Source organism: Pseudomonas sp. 01L34 (assembly GCF_056400265.1).
Map to the genome: position 1 here is coordinate 258,379 of NZ_JBFTSX010000004.1, position 16,403 is coordinate 274,781.

The following is a 16,403-nucleotide window of genomic DNA, read 5'->3' on the forward strand; positions in this document are numbered from 1 at the left end:
CTTTTGATTTGTTAGATCCCGGCCAGGGCCAGGTCCATTGCGAAGTAGGTGAAGATCAAATCCGCCCCCGCCCTTTTGATCGCCCCCAGACTCTCACGCACGACGCGATCTTCATCGATCGCCCCAGCCTGGGCGGCGAATTTGATCATCGCGTATTCACCGCTCACCTGATACGCCGACAACGGCAGACGCGAGGCTTCGCGGATGTCGCGGATGATGTCCAGGTACGCGCCGGCCGGCTTGACCATCAGCGCGTCGGCGCCTTCCTGCTCGTCCAGCAACGACTCACGCACCGCTTCACGACGGTTCATCGGGTTCATCTGATAGCTTTTGCGGTCACCCTTGAGCGCACTGCCGCCGGCTTCGCGGAACGGGCCATAAAGCGCCGAGGCGAATTTGGTCGAATAGGCCATGATCGCGGTCTGGCTGAAACCCGCCGCATCGAGCGCCCGGCGAATCGCCTGGACCTGCCCGTCCATCGCCGCCGACGGCGCGATCACATCGGCGCCGGCCCGGGCGGCGGCCACGGCTTGTTTGCCGAGGTTGATCAGTGTCTGGTCGTTATCGACTTCGTGCTGGTGCAACACGCCGCAATGGCCGTGGTCGGTGTACTCACAAAAACAGGTGTCGGACATCACGATCATTTCCGGCACGGCGTTTTTGGCGATGCGCGACATGCGCGACACCAGGCCGTTATCGTTCCAGGTGTCGCTGCCGTTGCTGTCCAGATGATGAGACACGCCGAACGTCATCACCGACTTGATCCCCGCCCGGGCGTAACGCTCGATCTCGCCGGCCAGTTTCGACTCGGGAATGCGCATCACCCCGGGCATGCTCTTGATCGGCACGAAATCGTCGATCTCTTCCTCGACGAAAATCGGCAGCACCAGATCGTTCAAGCTGAACTCGGTTTCCTGGAACAGGCTGCGCAGGCTCGCATTGCGGCGCAGACGGCGTGGACGTGCTTCTGGGAACTGACTGGACATGGACCTTCCTGAAGAGACGAAATTCGTAGGGCGCAAAGCTTATGCCCTGCAAGGTGCGGGACACAAACCTCGATCGCTCAAGACAACGTTACCGCGGCGGCAACAATCGCCCGCATCGAATACCGCCTGCTCTCACAGGTTAGATCGTCAGCGTTCCGGTAATACACGTCACGACAGCACCACCAATCCAAATCTCATCTCCCACCTGCTCCACCCGAATCCGCCCGGCGCGGCCCATGGTCAGGCCCTGACTGACGACATAAGATGCCGGGGCCAGCCCTTCGCTGAGCAACCATTGAGCGATTCCGGCGTTCAGGCTGCCGGTGGCCGGGTCTTCCGGCATGCCGTCGCCGGAGATGAATGCACGCACTTCGAACTGCGCCTCAGCACCATCGCGCTCGGGGTGCCATGGCGCGATGACACCGACGGCGAGGCCGAGCATCTGTGCATGATCCGGCTGCAAGTCCAGAATCTGCTGGCGGTCCTCGAGCATCACCGCCAGCCAACCGGCACCGTTGTCGACCCATTGCGTGCGCACAATCGCTCCCGGCGCCAATCCGAGGCCCAGCCGTACACGCTCGACCAGCCCGGCGTCCACCGGGCCGGACCTGAGCAACGGTGGCGCGAGAAACGCCAGCTCCGCCCCCTGCCGACGCACTCGCACCAACCCGGCACCGCATTCCTGAATGATCTCCTCGCCTTTGGGCACCCCACCGGCCTCGAGCCAGGCATGGCAGGTGCCCAGCGTCGGATGACCGGCGAACGGCAACTCTTGCAGGGTGGTGAAGATGCGTACCCGATAGTCGGCCCGGGGGTCTCGAGGTTCGAGCACGAAAGTGGTTTCGCTGAGGTTGGTCCAGTTCGCGAACGCCGCCATGCGTTCATCGCTGAGCTTGTCTGCGCCAAACACCACCGCCAGCGCGTTGCCCTTGAGCACGACGTGGCTGAAGACATCTACTTGCTTGAAATCGAATGAGCTCATTGCCTGCCTTGGTGATGAGGGATTCAAAGGGATTGCTTGGGGATTTCCAGCCCACGAATCACCGCCGGCCTTGCCAGGAAACGCTCCAGCACGCGAGTGACATTGGGGAAATTCTGGATGCCGACCAGATCACCGGCCTCGTAGAAGCCGATCAGGTTACGCACCCACGGAAAAGTCGCGATGTCGGCAATGGTGTAGCGCTCGCCCATGATCCAGTCGCGCCCTTGCAGACGGCCATCGAGGACCTTGAGCAAGCGCTTGCTTTCGTCGACGTAACGATCACGGGGACGCTTGTCTTCGTAGTCCTTGCCGGCGAATTTGTTGAAAAAGCCGAGCTGGCCGAACATCGGCCCGATACCGCCCATCTGAAACATCAGCCACTGAAGGGTCTCGTAACGCGCTGCCGACTCCTGGGCCAGCAGTTGCCCGTTCTTGTCGGCGAGGTAAATCAGAATCGCCCCGGACTCGAACAGCGCCAGCGGTTGGTCGCCCGGGCCGTGGGGGTCGAGGATCGCCGGAATCTTGTTGTTGGGGTTCAGCGACAGAAACTCAGGGGACAGCTGATCCTGGGTGTCGAAGCCCACACGATGCGGCTCGTAGGGCAGCCCGATCTCTTCGAGCATGATCGAAACCTTGACGCCATTGGGCGTTGGCAAGGAATAGAGCTGGATCCACTCCGGGTACTGGGCCGGCCATTTTCGAGTGATGGGGAATGCAGACAAATCGGTCATCGGGAGCTTCCACGGGAAAGTCGGAGTGAAGATCATAAGGGGGACAGGGCTAACATGTGTACTGTGCCCATCAATCCGAAACATCCTGTCGATAACCTTCCCCCCAATCCGTTCAAGGTTGCCGCTAAAGTGCCAGGCACCTGGCCCGGATCGAAGCTCGAATCGAACCAAAAGGGCTTCAGCGGACTCTGAGCATTGCCCTGTTAGAAATGGACCGGGTCAACGACATGGCAAACACCCTATGCTAGGCACTTGAGGTGTCAAGGTTTGTCGGCCTTAACCAAATGCGCTGAAGATTACCTATTCGATGATGAATCCTTTGAAACTCACCAACCGCTTCAAACATCGCGCTTATATCTTCCTGCCCGCTCTGTTGGCGGCCAGCGCGTTGTTTTTGTCACTGGAGTCCAGTGTAAGCCGCGCCCAACCGGTGGACGGTACACAGACGCTGGTGTTTTTGCGTCACGCGGAAAAACCGGCCGGCGGCCTGGGTCAGCTCAATTGTCAGGGACTGAACCGCGCCATCGACCTGGCCACCTTGCTGCCGGAAAAATTCGGCAAGGCCAACTACGTGTTTGCCGCCAACCCGACGCGCAATGTAGAGGAAGGCGAACTGGATAATTCCTACAGTTACATTCGCCCCCTGATGACCATCAGCCCCAGCGCGATCAAGCTCGGCTTGCCGGTGAACATCGAATTTTCGGCCAACGACACCAGCGACCTGGCCGATGAACTGCTTCGCGACAAGTATCACAACTCGATCATCTATACCGCCTGGTCTCATGGCTACCTGCCCGAGCTGATCAACAAGGTCGCCGGGGAAGCCGTCGGCTCAGAACAGCGCATCACCGATGACTGGGCATCCAGCGACTATGACTCGCTGTACGTGCTCACGCTGACCTGGCACAACGGCAAGGCCAGCCTGCAGAGCCACCTCTATAAGCAAGGGCTCAATAACGGCCCGGAGACTTGTCCGACGTAAGCGGTCGGGCACCTGCCAGGCCTCATCGCGAGCAGGCTCGCGAAGGGGCCAGTAAAAACAACATCACCCCCGCTGCTTACCCCGCTCCCGCAAATATTCGAGAACCGCCCCCCGATCCCCGACAAACTCGATCCGCGCCCCCTTCTTCTCCCGCTGAAACACATACATCGGGTCGTAATACTCACGCAGCAACCCTTCGATCCAGCCCCGGTGCAAATCCACCGCGCCGCTATTGGCCTGTTCCGCCAGCGCATCCTCCATCAAGGTCAGCATCCGCCGATGACGTTCGCCGCCCAGGCGTTTCTGGACATTGTTCAGGCTCGCCAACATCCGCTCGGAAAACAGTGCGAAGCCTTCATCGCCATACACCTCGGTGAACTCGGCGCATAAATCCACCACGTAATCGCGCAGGATCCGCTCGACGCGCCCTTCCAGGCTGTCTTCCAGCCAGACCATCGGAAACTGCTGCATGCCCTGATACAGCGGCAACGGCAGCGCACAACTGCCGATCGCGCGGCTCTCGTCTTCGAGCACAAACTGCTCGATACCGCTGGCACGCTTTTTCAGCACGTCCACGGCCAGGCGGTTTTCAAAGTCGATGTTGGAGGGTTGGCCGGTGGCGCGTTTGCCGAAGCTGGAGCCGCGATGATGGGCATGACCTTCAAGGTCCAGCGCGTTGCTCAATTGCGTGAGCACCTCGGTCTTGCCGGTGCCGGTCATGCCGCCCAGCAAAACGAAATCGCACTGGGCAACGGCCTGGTCGAGCGTGTCGAGCAAGAAGGTGCGCATGGCCTTGTAGCCGCCACCGACCCGCGGATAGTCGATGCCCGCTTCGTCCTTGAGCCACTGCTGGGTGATCTGCGAACGCAGCCCACCGCGAAAACAATACAAATAACCATCCGGATGCGCCCGGGCAAAATCGGCCCAGGCCTGGATACGCTCGGCCTTGGTCGCGCCGGCCACCAATTGATGCCCCAGCGTGATGGCTGCTTGCTGACCGTGTTGCTTGTAGCAAGTGCCGACCCGTTGCCGCTCGTGGTCATTCATCAGCGGCAGGTTGACCACACCGGGGAATGAGCCCTTGAGGAATTCGATCGGCGCGCGCACATCCATCATCGGCCGGTCGTTGAGGAAGATGTCGCGGTAATCGGTGAAGTCTCTGGACATCAAACCACCTCAACCGCGTGGGTCTGTCGCTCAACCAGTTCGCCGATCGGCTGAAGGGCCAGCCCAAGTTCGGCCGCCACCGCCAGGAACGCTGCGTCGCCTTCGGGCGTGACTGCAATCAGCAAACCGCCGCTGGTCTGCGGGTCGCAGAGCACGCGTTTGTGCAACTCCTGGAGCCGGCCGACCTTGCTGGCGTAGCTGTCGAAATTGCGCAGTGTGCCGCCGGGCACGCAGCCCTGATCGAGGTAATACTCGACGCCCGGCAGGCGCGGCACACGGTCATAGCCGATGCGGGCGGTCACGTTGCTGCCGTCGGCCATTTCCACCAGATGCCCGAGCAGGCCGAAACCGGTGACGTCAGTCATTGCGGTCACGCCATCGAGCTTGCCAAAACGGCTTCCGGGTTTGTTCAGGGTGCACATCCAGTCGCGGGCCAGGCCGATGTCGGCATTGCGCAACTTGCCCTTTTTCTCGGCGGTGGTGAGGATGCCGATGCCCAAGGGTTTGGTGAGATAGAGCAGGCATCCGGCGGTGGCAGTGTCGTTGCGCTTCATGTGGCGCTTTTCCACCAGTCCGGTCACGGCCAGGCCGAAGATCGGCTCAGGTGCGTCGATGGAATGGCCACCGGCCAAGGGGATTCCCGCTTCATCGCAGACCGACCGCCCGCCGCGAATCACTTCCCGGGCAATCTCCGGCGCCAGCACATTGACCGGCCAGCCGAGGATCGCAATTGCCATCAACGGATCGCCGCCCATGGCGTAAATGTCGCTGATGGCGTTGGTGGCGGCGATACGGCCGAAATCGAACGGATCGTCGACGATCGGCATAAAGAAGTCAGTGGTCGACACCACGCCGCGCTCTTCATCGATGGCATACACCGCCGCGTCATCGCGCGAGGCGTTGCCAACCCAGAGTTTCGGGTCCAGGTTCTGCGCCCCGCTGCCGGCCAGAATCACCTCCAGCACCTGGGGCGAAATCTTGCAGCCGCAACCTGCGCCGTGGCTGTATTGGGTCAGACGTATCGGCTCGCTCATGGGATGCACCTTGTGAAGTCAATGGCGATGATTCTACAGCAACCCCATTTGGCAGAAGCCGCGTAAGAACGATCTTTGTGCAGCGAAACTCACTTTGGTGCATTCAGCTCCCCCGCCTTTCCCCCGCCCCTCGAAATCCTTGACCAAAAGGACAGCAAAACCGCCAATTCCTCCGGCTTTTCAGCGCATTGCGAAAATTGGTATAGCTTATGCAAACGTTTGCGAGCCGCCGATACCGGCCTGTTCGCCACTTAAACCGCACAAGCCCGCACCACCGGGGCTTCGATCCGCACGAAAAGGGACTTTTAATGCATTGCACCCCCAGTCGCGTGACTTGCTCGCGCACGTTTGCTGTTTCCTTGCTGTTGGCCAGCGTTACAGGACTACTCAGCAGCTCCGCGCTGGCCCAACCGGCCACCACCGAAGAGTCCGCCCAGGGCGAAGCCCTCAGTCCTGAAGCCAACCCACCAAAAAAAGGCGCGTACCTGTCGGACTGGTTCAATCAGGACCTGACCGTCATCGGCAGCAAGGACATCAGTTTCGGCCCGCAACCGGCCGACGACATCTACTTGGAATACGAGTACTTCGGCCGCAAGGGGCCGTTCGAGTTGTACGGCTACATCGACATTCCGAAGATCTTCGACATCGGCAACAGCCATGACAAAGGCGTATGGGACCACGGCTCGCCAGTGTTCATGGAGCACGAACCGCGGATTTCCATCGACTACCTCGCCGGCCGCAGTCTGGCCGTCGGGCCGTTCAAGGAATGGTACGTGGCGTTCGACTGGATCTACGACCACGGCAGCAACAGCGCCAACCGTGCCAACACGCTGTACAGCGGCCTCGGCACCGACATCGACACCCATTCGCGGGTCAACCTGTCGGCCAACTTCTACGGTCGCTACCAGTGGGAAAACTACGGCGCCAGCAACGAGTATTCGTGGGACGGCTACCGCGCCCAGCTCAAATACATCGTGCCCATCAGCAGTTTCAGCAACGGCGCTTCGTTGACCTACATCGGTTTCACCAACTTCGACTTCGGCTCCGATCTGCACAAGGACAACCCGGCCCGCACCGCCAATGCCACCGTGGCCACCAACGTGTTGCTCTACGCCTTCACCCACTTGCGTTTCACCCTGGTCGGCCGTTACTTCCACAACGGCGGCAACTGGGAGGACGGCAGTGAGTTGAATTTCGGCGACGGCGACTTCCGCGCCCGTTCCAACGGCTGGGGTTACTACGCCGGTGTCGGCTATCAGTTTTAAGGCTCATTTGAATCAGGAGGTTTTATGAAAGCAATGACGCGTATTTCCCTGTCTGTCGGTTTTGCGGCAAGCACCCTGCTCTCTTCCTCTGCCTGGGCGGTAGAAGCGCCGATCCAGCCGAAAGTGATGCTGATCACTATGTTCGCTCCCGAGGCGCAGAACTGGATCGATCGCCTGGAACTCAAGCAGGAAGTGCGAGTACCGGGCCTGTCCGCCGAGTACCCGAACATTCGCTGCAACACCGAACAGGTGTGCCTGATGGTCACCGGCATGGGCCAGACCAATGCGGCGGCCTCGACCCTGGCCCTGGCGCTGTCGCCGAAATTCGACCTGCGCAAAAGTTACTTCCTGATCGCCGGGATTGCCGGCATCAGCCCGAAACACGGGACCATCGGCACCACCGCGTGGGCGCACTACCTGGTGGAGTTCGGCACCCAGTGGGAACTGGACTCCCGGGACGCGCCGAAAGACTGGCCGACCGGTTACCTGGGCATCAACACCAAAGGCCCGAACGAAAAACCGCCGCTGGATTACAAGACCGAAGTCTTCGAACTCAATCCGAAGTTGCAGGCCAAAGCCTTCGCCCTGAGCCACAAAGTCGAACTGAGCGAGAGCAAGGAGTCGGCGGCGTGGCGCTTGAAGTATCCGTCGGCCCCGGCCAATCAGCCGCCGGTGGTGACCCAGTGCGACACGCTGGCGGGCAATACCTGGTTTTCCGGGACGCGCTTGAGTGAGCGGGCGGAAGTCTGGACAAAATTGCTGACCAACAATGAAGGTGTCTACTGCACCACTCAGCAAGAAGACAACTCCACCTACGAGGCACTGCTGCGGGCCAGTCGCGAAGGTCTGGTGGATGTCCGCCGTTTGGCGGTGGTACGCGCCGGTTCCGACTTCGACCGGCCGGCGCCGGGCCAGAGCGAAGTGGGTAACCTGCTCAAATACGCCGATCAGGGCGGGTTTGTGCCGGCACTGGAGAACCTGTACCGCACGGGGAATCCGTTGGTGCAGGAGATTTTAAAGAATTGGTCGGCTTGGGAGAAAGGCGTGCCTGAGGCCTGATTCATACGTCCCTATGTGGGAACGGGCTTGCCCGCTCCCACATTTGATCCGGGGTGTATTTCCAGTTGCATCCATTTCAAGGCAACAAAATCACCTTGTCGCCACTGCCCTGATTCACCTCGGCATACCGTTCCAGCCCCTCGGCCAACGGCGATTCAACTAGCCCTTCCGGCAACGGCAACAGGCCCTGATCGAAAAAGCTTCCGAACTGTTCGAGCATCGCCGCACACGCCTGAACCCCGTACAGCAACGAATTGATCCCCACCACCGAACCGCCCTTGCGATACAGCGCCAAGGCCGGCAATTGCACATGCCCATCCGCCGGCGCGGCGATGATTGCGATGCGACCGAACGCGGCCAGCGCCGGGACCGAGGCCGGTAGCCAGAAACCGGTGGTGTCGAAGATCACGTCGGCACCGCCGGCATACACGGCGTTGACCTGTGCGCCCAGGTCCTCAGGCTTATCCAGTTGCAGCGTCTGATAACCCTGAGCCTGCAAATCCTTGACCTGCTCCGGCCGCCGCGCCGCCGCCAGCACCTGGGCGCCCCGGACTTTGGCCAGCGCCAATGCTGCGCTGCCCACCGCCCCGCCGCCGATCACCAACAACCGCGTTCCGGTCGTGACAAGACTGCGTTCCAACGCATCCCACGCCGTGGTGTACGGCACACCGAGGCTGGCAGCCTGGGCAAAGCTCAGATGCGTCGGCTTCAGCGCCACGCCATTGGCCGGCAGTTTGACGAATTGCGCGTGGGAACCGTCGGCAAAGAAGCCCAACTCCCGGCCGGTGCCCCAGACTTCCTGGCCGATCAGCGCCTGCGGGCCTTCGACGACGATACCGGCGAAATCACGCCCGGGAATCCGCGGCAATGTGGTGTAGGGAAAGCGCCCCAGTACGTTTTTCACATCGCTGGGATTGAGGCCCGCCGCCTTGATCTGGACCAGCACTTCGTCAGCGCCGGGAACGGGGGTGGGCACCTCAACGTAGCGCAGGGCCGAGAGGTCGCCGGTTTTGTCGAATTGCAGTGCTTTCATGGGCATTTCCACCAAATGGATAAGAGGTTTCAGGAGATCCAGCCCGCCACCAGTTGCCGGCCCAAGGGCCACAACTGCTCACCGGCAAGCATGCCCAGCAGGCCCACCAGCGCGATGGCCGGCGGTGCGGGGGAACGAAAATCCAGCGCGCCATAGAGCAGGCCGACGCCCAGACCGATACCCAACGAGATAAGGTAGTTCATGACAGACTCCGTGGCATAAGAGGGTATGCGCAGAGTCTAGAGAGAGGTCGCCACGGACGTCGGCCAAGTACTTCTGAATGTCGGCCAAAGCGCTTTTTACGCAGCGCCGCCCCGTTGCTGGCTCACGCAAAACTGCGAAGGCGCGACGCCCAGTTCCCGGCGGAACATGTCGCTGAAGCTGCTCGGCGAATAACCCAGTTCCCGGGCTATCGCGCTGACCGGTACGCCCTGAATCAATTCGGCCGCCGCGGTCGCCAGTTGCACCTGCCGCCGCCATTCGGCGAAGCCCATGCCCAAACCGTCCTTGAACAACCGCGCCAGGGTACGCACGCTGGCACCGGCATTTTCGGCGTGCTGCTCGAAGGGAATGTCCAGCGACGGTGAGGCCATGACCGCCTGGCACAGGTTCATCAGCCGCCGGTCGGAATCGTCCGGTAGCGGTATTTTCAGCAATGAGCGCCGGGCGCGCTTGAGCTCCAGCAAGGCCAGGCCGACCAGCGCGTCGTAGTAATCCGGGGCACCGTCGTCGCCCTGCTCCACCAGCCCGACGATCAGTTCGCGCAGCAAGCCGCCGACTTCAATCACTTGCACACTGTCGTCCAGTGTCGCCGCCAATGACGGCCGCAGGTAGATGTTGCGCATCTGCAAGTCAGAGACCACGCGAATCCCGTGCGGCACACCCGGCGGCAGCCAGACCGCCCGTTGCGGCGGCACCACCAGCGCTTCATTGGGCGTCTCGACCCACATCACGCCGCTCATCGCGTACAGCAACTGGCCCCACGCATGTTCGTGAGGCTCGATATACAACCCACGCGGGTAAGTACGTGCCAGCGGTTGCACCGGCACATCGGTATCGCTTAAATCAGGGGGTGCGGCCTTGGCCATAGGCTAGGATCATTAGGGGACGGAAAGGCTCCACGGTAGCGAGGCGTGCGACGTGTCGCCAGTCGCTGTAACCGACTGACAATCCGACGGAATTTTTCGCGCGCCTCACGATCCTTCTATAACAACAGGGAGGAATACAGGCTTTATGAACAACGCAAAGCTTTTCGTCATTGAATACACACTTCATGGCAAGCCTAAGTCTTTCATCATCCGCCAGGACAAAATGGACAACGCAGAAGCCTGGCACTGGGCCAGTTGCGATGCCGGCGTAGGCCGGATCCCTCGTTTTGGCCGTGAGCGGGTGCAAAAGACCAGCAAACCTGTGGCGGAAAAATTCGGCGTCGAGAACGTGACCTGGCGGCCGACGAGTTGAACGTTGAACGGGAGGGTGAATATTCGAACTGAAAGTGGAGCCGCAGCGGCTCCACTTTTTTTGGATGAGCGGTCAGTGCTTAGCGCACTTGCAGCCTTTGGTGGAACATTCTTCGCCGTGTTCGTGATGTTTGGCGCAGCCTTCGCAGCAATAGTGCTTGCCGTGACGCACGATGGGGTGATCGCCCAGTTTGCAGGAGCATTTCGGGCAGTCGCAGGTACCGTCGTTCATGAGTCTGACTCCATGGTTAGGGTCGTCCGGGTGCCGCGGGTGCGCGGCACCTGAAGCAAATGACCGCCCGTTGCAGAAACCGGTTCAAACAGATGCCTGGACGGAGTTTGCTTACTATTGAGGGTAGTCGCGATGTGGCTCCCCCGTAGCAGCAGCCTCGCGGGCTCGGCAGCTGCTACGGATCGCAAAACGCTCTCAGCGACATCAATCAAATACGGAATTGCCCGACCAATTGCCCCAGGCGCTGACCGAGATCGGCCAGGCTGCGCGAGGTTTGCGCACCGCGCTGGGTCTCGTCGGCGACGCTGTCTACCGCCACGGCGATCTGGTGCACGCTGCGGTTGATCTCTTCGGCCACGGCGGTTTGCTCTTCGGCGGCGCTGGCAATCTGCGCGTTCATCGAGTTGATGGTGCCAATCAACTGAGCCATGGCGTCCAGCGACGCCCCGGCCTCGTTGGCCTGGGCCGATGTGCCGTCGCCGGCCTCGCTGGAGCGGCGCATGGACTCGACCGCCGATTGGGTGCCGGCCTGCAAGCGGTCGATCATGCCCTGGATTTCCTGGGTGCTGATTTGCGTGCGACTGGCCAGCGCCCGCACTTCGTCGGCAACCACCGCAAAACCACGTCCGGCCTCACCGGCGCGGGCCGCTTCAATGGCGGCGTTGAGCGCCAGCAGGTTGGTCTGCTCGGCAATCGAACGGATCACCCCGAGCACGCTGACAATCGACGACACGTCTTTCTGCAGGCTGTCGAGGGACACGCCGCTGCTGCGAATGTCGTTCACCAGTGCATGAATCTTCACGATGCTGCCGGCCACCACGCGCTTGGCGGCCTGGCCTTCTTCGTCGGTCTGCTGGGCAGCGACCGCGGCGTTTTGCGCGCTCTTGGCCACTTCCTGGGCCGCCGCCGACATTTGGTTGATCGCCGTGGCCACCTGATCGGTCTCGTGACGCTGGCGCTCCATGGCCTGATCCGAGCGTTGGGCCTGATCGGAAACCTGATTCACCAGCCCGGTCAGTTGCGAGGTCATTTCGGTGATCTGCCGCACCAGGCTGTGGATCTTGTCGACGAAACGGTTGAACGAGCCGGCCAGTTCGCCGAGTTCATCCTGGCTGGTGATGGTCAGGCGCCGGGTCAGGTCGCCCTCGCCCGCCGCGATGTCGTCGAGGTTGGCTTTCATCAGGTTCAGCGGACGCAGAATGGTATTGGCCAGCAGCATCCCGGCCGCGGCGATCACCAGCAGCACCAGCACGGCAATCCCGACAATGCTCAGCACCACGCCTTGCATGCGTTCCTGGACCTTGATCTCGACCAGCGCCACTTGCGCTTCAATGCCGTCGAGGTTGACCGAGGTGCCGACCGCCATGTCCCACTTCGACAGGTATTCGGTGTAGCCGAGCTTGGGCACCTGCACTTGGGTATTACCAGGCAGTGGCGAGCTGTATTGCAGGTAGTGGGTCCCGTCCTTGGCGACTTTCACCAGGTCGCGGTTAACGTAGATGCCGTTCGGGTCGCGGTTGTCCTTGAAGCTCTGGCCCACGCCTTCGGGGCTGTTGGCCTTGAACAGGCGCACGGTGTTGGAGTCGTAGCCGAAGAAGTAGCCGTCCTTGCCGTAGGTGATGCTCGACAGCAACTTGATCACCTGCGCCCGCGCCGCGTCATCGCCGGGAGCGGCCGCGTCGTAGAGCGGTTTGATCGCGGTCATGGCCACGGCAACGTAGCTTTGCAGGGTTGCCTTGGCATCGCTGAGCAGGCGCTGACGGGTTTCCTCGACTTCCTTGCGGGCCTGTTCCTGCAGAATGAACAGCGTGGTCAGGCTGATGACCAGCGCAAAGAGCAACACCGGGAGGACGGCAAGGGACAGGACTTTGGCCTTCAGGCTCATGCGCATGACGTTCACTCTTTTGATTTTATTGGCGTGGTTAAAGGCTATAACGGCACGCCAGATCAAAAGTTGAACGCGGTCCTACAAGGTAGAGTGGTTACAGAACCATCGCCGCCACCCAACCGAACGCCAGCAACGGCAGGTTGTAGTGCAGGAAGGTCGGGACCACGGTGTCCCAGATGTGGTGATGCTGGCCGTCGATGTTCAGACCGGAGGTCGGGCCCAGGGTCGAGTCCGACGCCGGTGAACCGGCATCGCCCAGCGCGCCGGCAGTGCCGACGATGCACACGATGGCGATCGGGCTGAAGCCCAGTTGCACGCACAACGGCACGAAAATCGCCGCCAGAATCGGTACGGTGGAAAACGACGAGCCGATGCCCATGGTCACCAACAGGCCCACCAGCAGCATCAACAGCGCCCCGATGCCTTTGCTGTGGTCGATCCACGAGGCCGAGGACTCCACCAGTGTCTGCACATGACCGGTGGCTTTCATCACTTCAGCAAAACCGGATGCGGCGATCATGATGAAGCCGATCATCGCCATCATCTTCATGCCTTCGGTGAACAGGTCGTCGGTTTCACGCCACTTGACGATGCCCGACGCCGAAAAGATCAGAAAGCCCACCAGCGCCCCGATAATCATCGAGTCCAGCAACAGCTGAATAATGAACGCCACGATAATCGCCAGACCGGCGACCATCAGGCTCAAGGGGTTGTACTGCACCGCGACCTGTTCGACTTGCTCGATCTTTTCCAGGTCGTAAACGCGCTTCTTGCGGTAGCTGATGAAGGCTGCCGCGAGGCCAAACACCATGCCCAGCGCCGGAATTCCCATGGCATGGGTGACGTTGATGCCGCTGATGTCCACCCCGCTACGGGCGACGTTGGCCAACAGGATTTCATTGAGGAAGATGTTGCCGAAGCCCACCGGCAGGAACATGTACGGCGTGATCAGCCCGAAGGTCATCACGCAGGCGATCAACCGCCGGTCCAGTTGCAGTTTGGTCAGCACATATAAAAGAGGCGGCACCAGCAACGGGATAAACGCGATATGAATCGGCAAAATGTTCTGCGAGGCGATGGCCACCACCCAGAGCAGGCCGATCAGCAGCCATTTGACATTGCCGCCACCATTGGCGTGCTGGCGATCGACCATGGCCAGGGCTTTGTCCGCCAGGGCGTGGGCCAGGCCGGACTTGGCGATGGCCACGGCGAACGCGCCGAGCAAGGCGTAGGACAACGCCACTGTCGCCCCGCCGCCCAGGCCGCTGTTGAAGGCTTTGAGGGTCGCATCGATCCCCAGGCCACCGGTCAAACCACCGACCAGCGCACCCACAATCAGCGCGATTACCACATGCACGCGGGACAGGCTGAGTATCAGCATGATGCCGACCGCGGCAATTACTGCATTAATCATCGTTACCTCAAGGCAAGCGGAAAGAGTCCGTCCGGCAGTGCGCACAAGCGCCGCCAGCGGATTGAAGAGAGGGTTTTATTAGAGGGCGCGCACTGTGCCGCAGCATCGTCCCCTTGTCAAAGCGAACGGCTATTGCCGATATGTAACGGATTGCGCTCCCACAGGGTTATGGGTTGGCTTCCGCTCGGTGTCAGCGTTTGGGCAGTTCGATCATCACTTTCAACCCGCCCCACTCGCTTTCCTCCAGCCTCAACACCCCGCCCCACGTGTCGACGATGTCGCGCACGATGCCCAATCCCAATCCATGCCCATCGGTCTGTTCATCAAGCCGTGTACCGCGGCTGAACACCTGGTCACGCTGGTCTTCGGGAATCCCCGGCCCATCGTCTTCCACGCTCAACTGAAAACTTTCAGCCGTTTCAACCACGCTTAACCGAACCTCGGCATCCGCCCATTTGCAGGCGTTGTCCAGCAGGTTGCCCAGCAACTCCAGCAGATCTTCGCGATCCCACGGCAGTTGCAAACCGGCCGGTGCGCGGGAGCTCAGGTCGAGGTGTTCACCGTGAATCATGTTCAGCGTGGCCAGCAACCCCGGCAGCTCGGCATCGCAATCAAACAACGCCCCCGGCAGTGCATCGCCGGACAACCGGGCGCGATTGAGTTCGCGATTGAGTCGCTGCTGGACCTGCTCCAGTTGCGCTTGAATCACCTTGCGCAGCTGCGGGTGCGCATCGAGCTTCTCGCTGGAAGCCAGGCTCAACAACACCGCCAATGGGGTTTTCAACGCATGCCCCAAGTTGCCCAAGGCATTGCGCGAACGCTTGAGGCTGTCTTCGGTGTGGGCCAGCAAATGGTTGATCTGCGCCACCAGCGGTTCCAGCTCCACCGGCACGGCTTCGTCGAGTTGCGAACGCTGGCCCTGCTGCAACTGGGCGATTTGCTCGCGGGCCTTTTCCAGCGGGCGCAAGGCGCGGCGCACGGTGATCCGTTGCAACAGCAAAATCAGCAACAGCCCCGCCAGCCCCAACCCGAGACCGACTTGTTGCATGCGACAGAAACTCTCGCGCACCGGCGTGTAGTCCTGAGCGACGCTGATGGAAATCGCCTGGCCCAGCCGCCGGTAGTCCGAACGCAGCACCAGCAACTGCTGCCCTTCCGGCCCCAGTTGCAGGTTGCTGTTCAGGCCCGGGTGTTCGAGCCGCGGCAGGTCCTGATCCCATAACGAGCGGGAGCGCCAATGGCTGTCGGCAAAGTCGATACGAAAATAGTGCCCGGAAAACGGGCGCTGATAGGCCGGCGACAGATGGCGCTCATCCAGCTGCAACCCCTGCGGGCCACGCACCAGCGCCACCAGCAGGTTTTCACTGTCGTTGCGCAACCCGGCTTCGAGGTAGCGCTGCAAACCCATTTCGAACAGCCACAGGCTGGTTTGCGCCAGCACCAGGCCGACGATCACCATCACGCTGATCAGGCCCAGGCTCAAGCGACGCTGGATCGACCTCACTGGGCTTGCCCGCCGAACAGGTAACCCTGACCGCGACGGGTTTCGATCACGCTGCGGCCGAGCTTGCGGCGCAGGTGATTGACGTGGACTTCTAGCACGTTGGAGTCGCGCTCGGTTTCACCGTCATAGAGGTGTTCGGCGAGGTGGCTTTTGGAAAGGATCTGTTCGGGGTGCAGCATGAAATAGCGCAGCAGGCGAAATTCGGCGGCGGTGAGCTGGATGTCGGCGCCGTCGCGGGTCACGCACTGGCGACCTTCATCCAGGTGCAGCCCGGCAGCCTTGAGCGTCGGCTGATTGGCCTGGCCGTGGGAGCGGCGCAACAAGGCCTGAATGCGCAGGTGCAGTTCTTCCGGGTGGAAGGGTTTGCTCAGGTAATCGTCGGCGCCAGCCTTGAGGCCTTCGATCCGCTCGGCCCAGGAACCGCGTGCGGTGAGAATCAGCACCGGCGTGGCCAGGCCACCGGCCCGCCACTGCGCCAGCACCTCAAGCCCCGGCAAACCCGGCAGGCCGAGGTCGAGGATGATCAGGTCATAAGGCTCGCTGCTGCCCTGGTACACCGCATCGCGGCCGTCGGCCAGCCAGTCCACGGCGTAGCCTTGCCGATTGAGGCCGGCCATCAATTCGTCGGCCAGCGGCACGTGGTCTTCCACCAGGAGCAAACGCATC

General features: G+C 61.3%; 17 protein-coding genes and 1 pseudogene. 4 read left to right on the top strand and 14 right to left on the bottom strand.

The features are described from left to right. Positions 1–11: 11 nt before the first annotated feature. The 3 genes from hemB to AC1DQM_RS13360 form a co-directional block, all read right to left on the bottom strand. Positions 12–986 carry a porphobilinogen synthase gene (gene hemB / locus AC1DQM_RS13350; protein WP_018925389.1) on the bottom strand — a complete coding sequence of 325 codons (975 nt, stop codon included), beginning with the start codon at positions 984–986 and terminating at the stop codon, positions 12–14. Positions 987–1,125: 139 nt separating this feature from the next. Further along, a complete protein-coding gene (locus AC1DQM_RS13355; protein ID WP_477746320.1) occupies positions 1,126–1,968 on the bottom strand; it encodes a PhzF family phenazine biosynthesis protein in 843 nt (280 codons plus the stop codon). A 23-nt stretch (positions 1,969–1,991) separates the two neighbouring features. Beyond that, positions 1,992–2,699, bottom strand: coding sequence for a glutathione binding-like protein (locus tag AC1DQM_RS13360; protein WP_477746321.1), 708 nt, complete (start codon positions 2,697–2,699; stop codon positions 1,992–1,994). A 307-nt stretch (positions 2,700–3,006) separates the two neighbouring features. On the opposite strand from AC1DQM_RS13360, the gene AC1DQM_RS13365 reads away from it, so the two are divergent. After that, entirely contained in the window at positions 3,007–3,681 is a 675-nt protein-coding gene (locus tag AC1DQM_RS13365; RefSeq protein ID WP_086945078.1) for a histidine phosphatase family protein, read from the top strand. 63 nt (positions 3,682–3,744) lie between these two features. Here AC1DQM_RS13365 and mnmH read toward each other — a convergent pair whose 3' ends face one another. Together mnmH and selD are read right to left on the bottom strand one after the other, a co-directional pair. Next, positions 3,745–4,848 (bottom strand): tRNA 2-selenouridine(34) synthase MnmH, encoded by a 1,104-nt coding sequence (gene mnmH / locus AC1DQM_RS13370; protein WP_477746322.1) that lies wholly within the window; start codon positions 4,846–4,848, stop codon positions 3,745–3,747. After that, positions 4,848–5,882 (bottom strand): selenide, water dikinase SelD, encoded by a 1,035-nt coding sequence (selD, locus tag AC1DQM_RS13375; RefSeq protein ID WP_019648372.1) that lies wholly within the window; start codon positions 5,880–5,882, stop codon positions 4,848–4,850. Before selD ends, mnmH begins: the two co-directional genes overlap by 1 nt. A 308-nt stretch (positions 5,883–6,190) precedes the next feature. On the opposite strand from selD, the gene AC1DQM_RS13380 reads away from it, so the two are divergent. Beyond that, entirely contained in the window at positions 6,191–7,147 is a 957-nt protein-coding gene (locus AC1DQM_RS13380; RefSeq protein ID WP_258612407.1) for a nucleoside-specific channel-forming protein Tsx, read from the top strand. A gap of 24 nt (positions 7,148–7,171) precedes the next feature. Then, positions 7,172–8,206, top strand: a complete 1,035-nt coding sequence (locus AC1DQM_RS13385) for a purine-nucleoside phosphorylase (RefSeq protein WP_477746323.1) — start codon at positions 7,172–7,174, stop codon at positions 8,204–8,206. 76 nt (positions 8,207–8,282) lie between these two features. Here AC1DQM_RS13385 and AC1DQM_RS13390 read toward each other — a convergent pair whose 3' ends face one another. From AC1DQM_RS13390 to AC1DQM_RS13400, 3 genes are all read right to left on the bottom strand, one after another. Beyond that, positions 8,283–9,239 (bottom strand): quinone oxidoreductase family protein, encoded by a 957-nt coding sequence (locus tag AC1DQM_RS13390; RefSeq protein WP_018925381.1) that lies wholly within the window; start codon positions 9,237–9,239, stop codon positions 8,283–8,285. Between the two features lie 29 nt (positions 9,240–9,268). Next, entirely contained in the window at positions 9,269–9,442 is a 174-nt protein-coding gene (locus tag AC1DQM_RS13395) for a DUF1427 family protein (RefSeq protein ID WP_007933035.1), read from the bottom strand. A gap of 96 nt (positions 9,443–9,538) precedes the next feature. Then, positions 9,539–10,327: an AraC family transcriptional regulator gene (locus AC1DQM_RS13400; RefSeq protein ID WP_086945081.1), complete on the bottom strand. Its 789-nt coding sequence runs from the start codon at positions 10,325–10,327 to the stop codon at positions 9,539–9,541. Positions 10,328–10,472: 145 nt separating this feature from the next. Here AC1DQM_RS13400 and AC1DQM_RS13405 point away from each other — a divergent pair, with 145 nt between their 5' ends. After that, positions 10,473–10,700: a DUF6555 family protein gene (locus AC1DQM_RS13405; protein ID WP_086945082.1), complete on the top strand. Its 228-nt coding sequence runs from the start codon at positions 10,473–10,475 to the stop codon at positions 10,698–10,700. Positions 10,701–10,772: 72 nt separating this feature from the next. Here the strand turns inward: AC1DQM_RS13405 and AC1DQM_RS13410 are convergent, their stop codons facing one another. The 6 genes and pseudogenes from AC1DQM_RS13410 to AC1DQM_RS13435 form a co-directional block, all read right to left on the bottom strand. Beyond that, positions 10,773–10,931: a metallothionein gene (locus AC1DQM_RS13410; protein WP_086945083.1), complete on the bottom strand. Its 159-nt coding sequence runs from the start codon at positions 10,929–10,931 to the stop codon at positions 10,773–10,775. 208 nt (positions 10,932–11,139) lie between these two features. Then, on the bottom strand, positions 11,140–11,961 hold the full coding sequence (locus AC1DQM_RS13415) for a methyl-accepting chemotaxis protein (RefSeq protein WP_370695268.1): 822 nt from the start codon (positions 11,959–11,961) through the stop codon (positions 11,140–11,142). 36 nt (positions 11,962–11,997) lie between these two features. Continuing rightward, positions 11,998–12,822, bottom strand: a pseudogene (locus tag AC1DQM_RS13420) (cache domain-containing protein); the annotation flags it as partial. A 91-nt stretch (positions 12,823–12,913) separates the two neighbouring features. After that, a complete protein-coding gene (locus AC1DQM_RS13425; protein ID WP_477746460.1) occupies positions 12,914–14,230 on the bottom strand; it encodes a Na+/H+ antiporter family protein in 1,317 nt (438 codons plus the stop codon). Positions 14,231–14,423: 193 nt separating this feature from the next. Further along, complete coding sequence (locus AC1DQM_RS13430) at positions 14,424–15,737, bottom strand: sensor histidine kinase (protein ID WP_477746324.1); 1,314 nt, start codon at positions 15,735–15,737, stop codon at positions 14,424–14,426. Then, positions 15,734–16,402: a response regulator transcription factor gene (locus AC1DQM_RS13435; RefSeq protein WP_018925374.1), complete on the bottom strand. Its 669-nt coding sequence runs from the start codon at positions 16,400–16,402 to the stop codon at positions 15,734–15,736. The genes AC1DQM_RS13430 and AC1DQM_RS13435 overlap by 4 nt, the downstream gene beginning before the upstream one ends. Between the last annotated feature and the right edge of the window lies 1 nt (position 16,403).